The 8,304-nt window shown below is 57.6% G+C and carries 5 protein-coding genes; 1 reads left to right on the top strand and 4 read right to left on the bottom strand.

From position 1 onward, the window contains the following. The first annotated feature begins 462 nt into the window (after positions 1-462). Entirely contained in the window at positions 463-1,971 is a 1,509-nt protein-coding gene (locus tag GGQ64_RS27185; RefSeq protein WP_246422980.1) for a DUF1254 domain-containing protein, read from the top strand. Positions 1,972-2,258: 287 nt separating this feature from the next. On the opposite strand, the gene gntH is transcribed toward GGQ64_RS27185, so the two are convergent. From gntH to GGQ64_RS27165, 4 genes are all read right to left on the bottom strand, one after another. Beyond that, positions 2,259-3,692 carry a guanitoxin biosynthesis MBL fold metallo-hydrolase GntH gene (gntH, locus tag GGQ64_RS27180; RefSeq protein WP_183808434.1) on the bottom strand — a complete coding sequence of 478 codons (1,434 nt, stop codon included), beginning with the start codon at positions 3,690-3,692 and terminating at the stop codon, positions 2,259-2,261. A gap of 252 nt (positions 3,693-3,944) precedes the next feature. Then, on the bottom strand, positions 3,945-4,922 hold the full coding sequence (locus GGQ64_RS27175) for a HupE/UreJ family protein (RefSeq protein ID WP_343059597.1): 978 nt from the start codon (positions 4,920-4,922) through the stop codon (positions 3,945-3,947). Positions 4,923-4,951: 29 nt separating this feature from the next. Further along, on the bottom strand, positions 4,952-5,929 hold the full coding sequence (locus GGQ64_RS27170) for a peptidyl-prolyl cis-trans isomerase (RefSeq protein ID WP_183808432.1): 978 nt from the start codon (positions 5,927-5,929) through the stop codon (positions 4,952-4,954). Between the two features lie 15 nt (positions 5,930-5,944). Next, positions 5,945-8,152, bottom strand: coding sequence for a DUF3604 domain-containing protein (locus tag GGQ64_RS27165; protein ID WP_183808431.1), 2,208 nt, complete (start codon positions 8,150-8,152; stop codon positions 5,945-5,947). Positions 8,153-8,304: the final 152 nt, after the last annotated feature.

Here is an 8,304-nt window from a genome sequence, read left to right as displayed (position 1 = left end):
AAATCTCCATAGCCTTCGACTGGGGTCCGCGGGTTCCTTCCTCGGGGACTTTCGTACGCCTCGCGGCGCCCGAAACTCTTCACGGAAGCGGACTGCCCGCTCCCGGCAGAGCTAACACGAAATGCGGATATCAGAGCTCTTACCGCCAAGGTCTCGGATTGGCCCTGAGCGGACATTAGGCGATCTTGGCGCGAATGACCGCGTTGCGCCTTCAAGTCGGCCGAAGAGACCAGCTTGGCCGCAGCCCAAAAGCAGACATCGCCAGTGACAGGGCTGGACGGCTTGATTGCGGTAAAGGTGGTCATTAGGCGGTGCGAATGAACGGCCGCTGAGTAAGACGGGACAAGTCGACTATCTATGCAATTGACTCAAAAGAACTTCGCATGGAAGTTGCACAGACAACGAGATCGGCGCGGCCGCAGAATTTCACCCTGAATATGGAGCGATATGATGTGTCTATCGATGAAAGACCTGCTCAGCGCGGCTTCGGCGCTAGTATTTCTTGCCGGAATTGCTCACGCCCAGACAGCACCGAAGATGAAAATGACGACGCCGATACCGGACTCCATCATCACTCCGGAAAGTGTCGAAACGCGGCTTGGGACGCTGAAATTCAACGATGGTTTCCCGGACAAGGCCACCTCCGAGAAACTCTACGACAACCTCGACTTCATGCGCGGTGTCGAAGCCTTTCTCAATGCCATGCCGGGTGCGTCGGCCGAAGCGATACGGGTTGGCATTGCCAGCCAGGGCGCGGATAACAACCAGACGATCCTTATCTTCGAAGACCTGATGGACTCGCGTTCGCTGTTTCTCACCGGCAACACCGAGAGCATCTACAACTTGATGTGGCTCGACACCAAAGCGGGGCCGCTGGTGATCGAAACGCCGCCGAACATCCTGGGCATGATTGATACGCACTGGTTTGAATATGTCGGGGACGTCGGAAATGCCGGTCCGGATCGCGGCAAGGGCGGTAAGTATTTGCTCCTGCCCCCCGGTTACAAGGGCGAGATACCGGAAGGCTATTTCGTGCTTCGCAGTGCGACTTACGGCAACCTGTTTTTCTGGCGAGGCTTCCTTGAAGACGGCAGCACGAAGATCGCCGTCGAAAACACCAAGAAGTTTGCCAAGGTGTACCCTCTGTCGGAGGCCGACAATCCGCCGGCAATGAAGTTTACCAACATCAGCGGCAAGGAATTCAACACAATCCATTCCAACGATTTCCACTTCTACGAAGAAGTGAACCACATCGTTCAGTACGAGCCGAACGAGGCGTATCATCCGGAGGTGCTGGGGCAACTTGCGGCCATCGGCATCGAAAAGGGCAAGCCGTTCGCCCCTGACGAACGCATGAAGAAGATCATGACCGAAGCGGTGGCTGTCGGCAACGCAACGGCTCGCACGATCACCTTCAATACGCGGATGAAGGACGCATACTACTATCCCAATAGTGCGTGGTTCACCGGTTTTGTCGGCGGCAGTTACGAATTCCTTCTTCAGCCCGGCGTTCGCTACCTCGATGCGCGGGTGCTGTTTCACTACTACGCGACGGGCATCACCCCGGCTATGGCGATAAAGCGTGTTGGCATCGGCTCACAATACGCGGGGGCGACAACCGACAGCGAGCGGAAGCCCCTAGACGGCAGCAAGACCTACAAGGTTCACCTGCCGCCCAACATCCCGGCGAAGGACTTCTGGTCGTTCGTCGTCTATGACAACCAAACCCGCTCGATGCTGCAGACCGACCAGCAATTCCCGAGCATAGGCAGCGACAAGAAGGACCTAGTCGTCAATGCAGACTCTTCAGTGGATGTCTGGTTTGGCCCGACAGCGCCGGAAGGTCACGAGGCCAACTGGGTGCAAACCGTTCCCGGCAAGGGGTGGAATGTGCTTCTGCGCCTTTATGGTCCGCTGAAGCCGTGGTTCGACAAGACCTGGAAGCCGGGTGAATTCGAAGCGGTCAAGTAGGATCAAAATGCGCGCGTTGAATTAGCGACACAAATGCTCGCAGCCAGCGGTATCCACCTGCAATGCCGATCCGACAGCTTCTGTCGGATCGGGCCGCGGCGAACGCGGCATTGCAGCGCTTTTCCCGTCGGTCGCCGACCGCCGAGATACGGATTCATGCCTCCGCATGAATGTTCACTCGCCTAAGATTTCGGTGTCTGCTTTGGGCCAAATGCGGCCGTTCACTTACTATATCGGTGCCTCGAATTACATGGCCAAACTCGAATTACATGGCCAAAATTGAACCTTTAAGGCTTGTTAGTTTCGGCGGGCCCGCCTTTCAACCACAAACCGGACGGGACCTTATCGGCCGGAATGAATATCGACTTACTGGTTGGCCAGAACGGTATTAACTCTGGCTGGTAGCCTTTCGGGTAATAGACTTCTGGCGCAATCTCAGCGTCCCGAATCGACTGCTCCTGGATGTCTTGACGCTTCGTGTGCGGCGCGGGGATAACTAATCCCCCCATCGCTGCAATATCGAACTTCGGCGGCGAGGAGCTTGGGAAGTCCGGAACGATGCCGTCTCTTACCCAGACCTTGTCCTTGGTCAGGTTGACCACCACCATGTCAGGCGCTCCAAAATGGAAAGGCCCTTTGTAGTGATAACGAATTTGGGAAAGAAGTTCGGCGTTTGAATAGGGGTCGTAGCTCATATGGGTCGTCATCGCCATGCGCGGCTTCAACTCATTGAAAAGGTATCCTGCCGCATAGCCGGGGTTGTGCGCCGAGTCGATTGTATTTCGGGCAATCACAGGCAGTACGCCCATCACGGTAGAACTGATCGCTACTAGCTCGACTTGTACCTCGGTGACGACCACGTCACAGCCCTTGGCGTATTTGATGGTGAGCGAGTTGGGACGACCATCGCCAGTGAAGGCGACGCACATGCCGTTCCAGTCGAGCCGATAGGCTGATGCTCCGTCCTCGGTATGCGATTGACGCCAATGCGTGACTTTAACGCCATTCTTCTCATAAGCCACACCGCCATCGTCGCGAAAATCGAACTCACTGACTTCCATGTCGAAGCCTTTGCCGATGGGCGAGGTGTCAAAGCTAGCGCGATGCCAAGTCAGCATCTCCTTCATTCGATCCATCATGTAGCGGACGCCATACTCGGGCTTTGCGCCAGATGGGCCGGTGATGCGCAATGGCTCGTGCCAGCGGCCGGACCAAGCGCCGAACATGTAGACATACGGTACCGTGGCAACGTGGTCCCAGTGCAAATGGGTTAGAAAGATATCGTTCAGCCGATTGAGCGGCACGCCTGCCGCCAGATAGTTGGCGATCGAGCCCGGGCCCATGTCGAAAATGAAGTTGTCGCCGTTTCCAAGCTCGACGTAAACCGAGGTTCCCATTTGTCCGGGCCGTGGCAACGGTGAACTGCCCATGAATGTCACGCGAACTTCGTCCGCCTGGACTTCTTCGGTCTTTGGAAACCAATTCGAAGCGCTCTTCAGCCAGGGCATTGGTGCGACACCGTCGAAGGTCAGCCCTTCTTTCCAACGCCCCATGGGCGAGCCGCCAGTCGCTACACCTTTCAAAACACCAGCGTCAGTCTCGTAGCCTTCGGCTGCCATCTTGTCAGGCTGCACGGCAGCCGGTTGATTCTGGCCGAAAGCCCCCGTCGTTAATAGTCCGAGGGCAATGCTTACACCAAGGGCGTCAATCCGAACTCGCATTTCGTCCCCCTGAACATGTTTCCAACTGCTCACCGTCGCCGATACCTCGTATCGCAGATGGTTCGCATTCTCATGCAGTCTATGGTCGAGAAAGGTAGGTGCTACCTGCACTCTACTCTGTCCGCATTGTTTCCGCGAATCGGTTTTCGCTACGGAGAGTGGCGGCCATCAGTGCCAAAATCTACTAACTGTTCATCAAATGACGACGCGTCAGAGTCCGGCTTGGGCCAGTTGCAGACATTGAGACGCTTCTTAGAACGCGGACAAGCGCTCGATGAACCAGAAGGACGCCATGGTGCCGATCATGTAGGTCGCAGCCAAGAACGCCCGGCGGCCAGCAGAGGGCGGATATGGCACCAGTCTTACAAGTCCGACCAGTGCAATCACCGCAGCGATAAACATCAATTGTCCGACCTCGACACCGATATTAAAGAACAGCAAAGCAAGCGGGATATCCCCTGACGGAAGAGCTAAATCTGCTAGTGCGCCGGCAAAACCTAATCCATGCAGCAAGCCGAACGCAAAAGCGACCAGCCAGGGCTGCTGCGCCGTGAGGCTGGTTTGACCTTTCTGAATGCGAATGATCTCGCAGGCGAGCAAAAGAATGCTGAAGGCGATTGCCGCCTCCACGGGTGGTCCTGGCACATGCACGAACCCGAGGGTCGCCAGCGTCAGCGTGATGGAATGCGCCGCAGTGAACGCCGTCACCGTTAACAACAACGCCCGCCAGCTACGCGCGATGAACATCAACGCGAGGACGAAGATCAGGTGGTCGTAACCGAACAGGATGTGTTCGATGCCATGAATGATGAATGTCTTAACCACGGCGATGCGTTCCGGCCGGGAGGCGACGTCGACCCACGGCTGCGAAGGATGGATCATCGTGATTGTGACCGCCCCATCCAACATGTGGACCCGTACGAGGACATCGGTGATGGTCGCCTGAAGACCGACGAATTCCACACGCTTTCCAGAGAGGGTTCCGCCCGCCGTTTCTATGACGCGCGTCTCCACAAACGAGTCCGGAATTTCGCGCTCGGCGGTCGTCACATTGCGAACGCTATCCGGAAACCGCAGGGCGACCGGAAGACGCATCCCCGAAAGCATGGGAGTGCGCCAGACGATCTTGTAGCGGTTTGCGCCTAGCTCATCGATCTGCAGATAGGCGGGGCGAATCTCGTGAGCGGTGGCGGCCCCGGCCAGCGCCAGGAAGCCCGCAATGACAGCCATGAAAAACGTGGCCAATATTCGCTGCAAGCTCATTGTGCCGACACCTCAAGCCCCAGATTGTATCCGGGCGGTACCTTCAGGTCCTGAAAATCAGCAGCTTCGATAGGCGGTACGACAACCGAGTAGCGGGATCGCATTTCCTCCAGGGAGCTGCGCTTTATCTCTTGATATTGGTCCTGAATCCAGCCGGCCTTTACGTTGGGCATCACCTCTGCATAGGTCGGGATGCGTCCCGGCTCGATTGAGTCGATCCAGACGAGATGCCATCCGTACCCGGATTTAACGGGACCAACCCACTTGCCTGCTGAAAGCTGGAACAGCGCCTTGGAGAATTCGGGCCCGAATTCCTTCGCCATCTGGCCGGGAGTCGCGTCGCCATAGTGGTTCTGGAACATAAAGGGGTCGCCGACCGTAGCAACTCCACTGGAGCCGGGTGATTTGCCTCCTACGAGAGCTAGAGCTGCCGCCGCGACCTCCTCGGTACGCTTCCCGTGTCGGTCCGTCGAGAAGTAGTAATGGCGGAAGGTCGCATGCGCGGGGAGCGCGAAGGTCTCCGCGTTCTTGTCGAACCATGCCTTCAGGTCGGCATCCGTCGGTTCCTGCATCGAGGCAACATCCGAGGCGAGGAAGTCCATCTTCTGCGCCAGCCTACGCTTGACCACCTCGTCGTCGCGGTCAAGTCCGAGGGCTATGGCCTCCCGGAAGAGGATTTCCTGTGTCACCTTCTGGTCGACAAGACCGCGTATTTGGTCGGGTGTCGGGGACGAGCGTCCCTGCGCCAGCCAACTGATAGCCAGTTGCCTCAGGTCGTCCTTCGTCAGTACAATCTGGTTCGTATTCGCCACCTCTTCCTGTGTCGGCGTCAGCAGGTGGTATGCACCGAACAGGATCACACCCACGACAAGGAAGTGAAGCAGCGGTTCGCCGAGTGCTCTCCGCCACCTGCTCTTCGCCGGCTCCGTTGTCCGCACATGGCTAGCATCAGGTGCGATGGGAAACAGTTCCATAGCGACTGCCTCCGTTTACTGAATGACGGCCTGGATTTCATAGTTGGCGTAGCCGAATTCATTGCTTCTGGAGGCAACGTACTTGTCACCCGACTTGTAGACGGTGAGCTCGAATGGGCTCCCGTCGATCGTCGTGATGATGTGGCCATTCTTGATGGCGTAGTCGGCAGTCGAGCCTGATGTGCTCGGATGCATGATCTGCAGGACGTCGTCCGCGCTAGGCGCGCCACCGTTCAACTCGGTGATGACGCGCTGTCCGTGCTCGCCAAACAGAACATCGAAACTCTTGTCGGTCACCCTATTGCGAACTTTGGCCGTCTTGCCGACGACGAGTTTCTTCAATTCATCGTCAGTGAGCGCGACAGCTCCCGCCTTGGTCAAATCTTCGACGGTCAGGCCGCGCTCCGCCTTGGCGACGGCAGCAGGCGTCGGCGTGTACCAGATCGGCGACGTCCACGCGCGCTCCTGAACCGTCGCTGCCACGCTGCTGGGCGGAAGTATGCCGAGCTTGGCGGCGTCATATGTGCTCCAGCGCGGTGTCGGAATTTGGAGAACACGCGAGTAGTAGAAGGCGTGCAGGCTGGGGTCGAACTCCGGGTCCGCCCATACAGCCTTCAGTTCCACCGCGCCGATGTCGTTGGTGTAGGTCGCCTTTGTGATATCGACCGTGCTTCCAATAGGTGGCAGTTTCCCGGTGACCGGATCGGGCTGGCGGTTTCCAGCCCAGGCGACGTCGAATATCTTTTCGAAAATCTGTCCCTGCTTGGTCCAGCCCTTGACGATCTGGATGCGATCGAGATTGCCGTCGTCGGGGTCTTTCACCGCCGACACGATAAAGGAAGGAACCTTGTCGTCAGCGGCGGGAAGATCGCCGCCCATCGGAACACCGCTGGTATAGGCGGTCTTCGCCCAATCTGCATTGGCGAGAACGCCCCTGTCGTAGTCCCAGCCGCCGAACATCCGTGCTTGGATGCGCACACCGCTGGTGGCGTAGACCTCCTTGCGCTGCATGGCGTTGAAGATGGAGTCGCGGGTGTTCTGTTCTGCCCAGACAACGGTCAGCCCGGATGTCCCGGTCTGGAGGACATTCATACCCGAAGCGACCGTACCCGCCAGTCTAGCGGCAGGGGTCGCGTCGACCAAGCCATGATCGCCAAAGAAGTTCGACTGCGAATAGGCCGTGACCGTGTTGTGCGAGTCCCCCGCGCCGACTACGCCGAACTTGTAGGGGTTGTAGCCGCGGGTCGCCTGCAGGGCCAAACCGTTCTCGTAGGCTTCACGGGCATAGCTGCCGTGAATCTTAGCCGTACTGTTATCGATACCGATCAGGTAGTTCATGATCTCGAAGTTGGCGAACTCGTCATTCGGCGATAAGTCCGGATGGGTTTCGGATGCGCCCTTTGCCTGCTTGAGTTCCGTCAACGGCTCGTTGGTCATGCGCTGCTGCGCCCAGGCGGCGTCGAGCGGATTGCCCTTGCTGTCGACATCGGCGGGAAACATGATGCCGTTCGACAGGTTCGCGTTGTGGGAGATGGCCAGCACCTCGTTTCCGGCCTTCCTCTGCCCGTCCATCCAGGTCCAGAGGTCTTCAGGATGGTCAGACTCGAGAGCCGAGAACGGCGCGGGCGGAACCTTCGCGCAGTCCTTGAAGAAGACGTTTCGATGCATGTTCTGGTTACTGGGCATTGACGTCCACTCGTACGAACAGAAGGCGGTGAACTGGCCAGGCTTGTTGTATTTGTCCGCGATGGCGACGTTCTCCTTCCAGATAGAACCCGTGAGCTCGGGGTTCACCAGTTCGGAGAGCGGCTTGCCGCTGGCTATGCTGTCCGCGAGAAACGAGAAAATCTTCGTGGCAGGATTATCTTTGGTCACCTTTAGCTTCGCGGCGATCGGCAGCTTGCTGACCGGAGACGTGGGGTCGTTAGCGAGCCTGACAACACCGACATATTCCGAGTGATCGGTCACCCCCTGAAAGTCGAGGGGTGTCTTGATCTTCACGTCGAAGCCGGCCGGATGCTTGATGGTGTGGCCCATAGAATACTGGTAGGCCTCTTCCGGCCCTGTCACCGTGTTTCCGATGATGTAAGCATCCAACGACCAGCTCGTATGTTGGTGGGTCTGGCCGAAGTAGGCGTGACGCTCCTGCGCCAGAGCGGAAGTCGTCGCGGCGATGAAGATGGCCGAAGATAGTAGGAAAGTGTTTCTGTTTATCCGGCGCATGACAAGGCATCCTTCTCTCGACGTCAGCGTGAGTGAATTGCAATGCACGTATATGGACAGTCAGGATGGCACGGATGGGTTGTTGCAGGTTTGCCGAGCCATAACAATAGATACATATCTGCGGCGGCCCGAACTTCAATCCGATCGAGGGT

The sequence above is a fragment of the Mycoplana azooxidifex genome (genome assembly GCF_014196765.1).
GTDB classification, from domain to species: domain Bacteria; phylum Pseudomonadota; class Alphaproteobacteria; order Rhizobiales; family Rhizobiaceae; genus Mycoplana; species Mycoplana azooxidifex.
The sequence above is the reverse complement of the archived record's forward strand: the minus strand, read 5'-3'. Positions and strand labels throughout refer to the sequence as shown.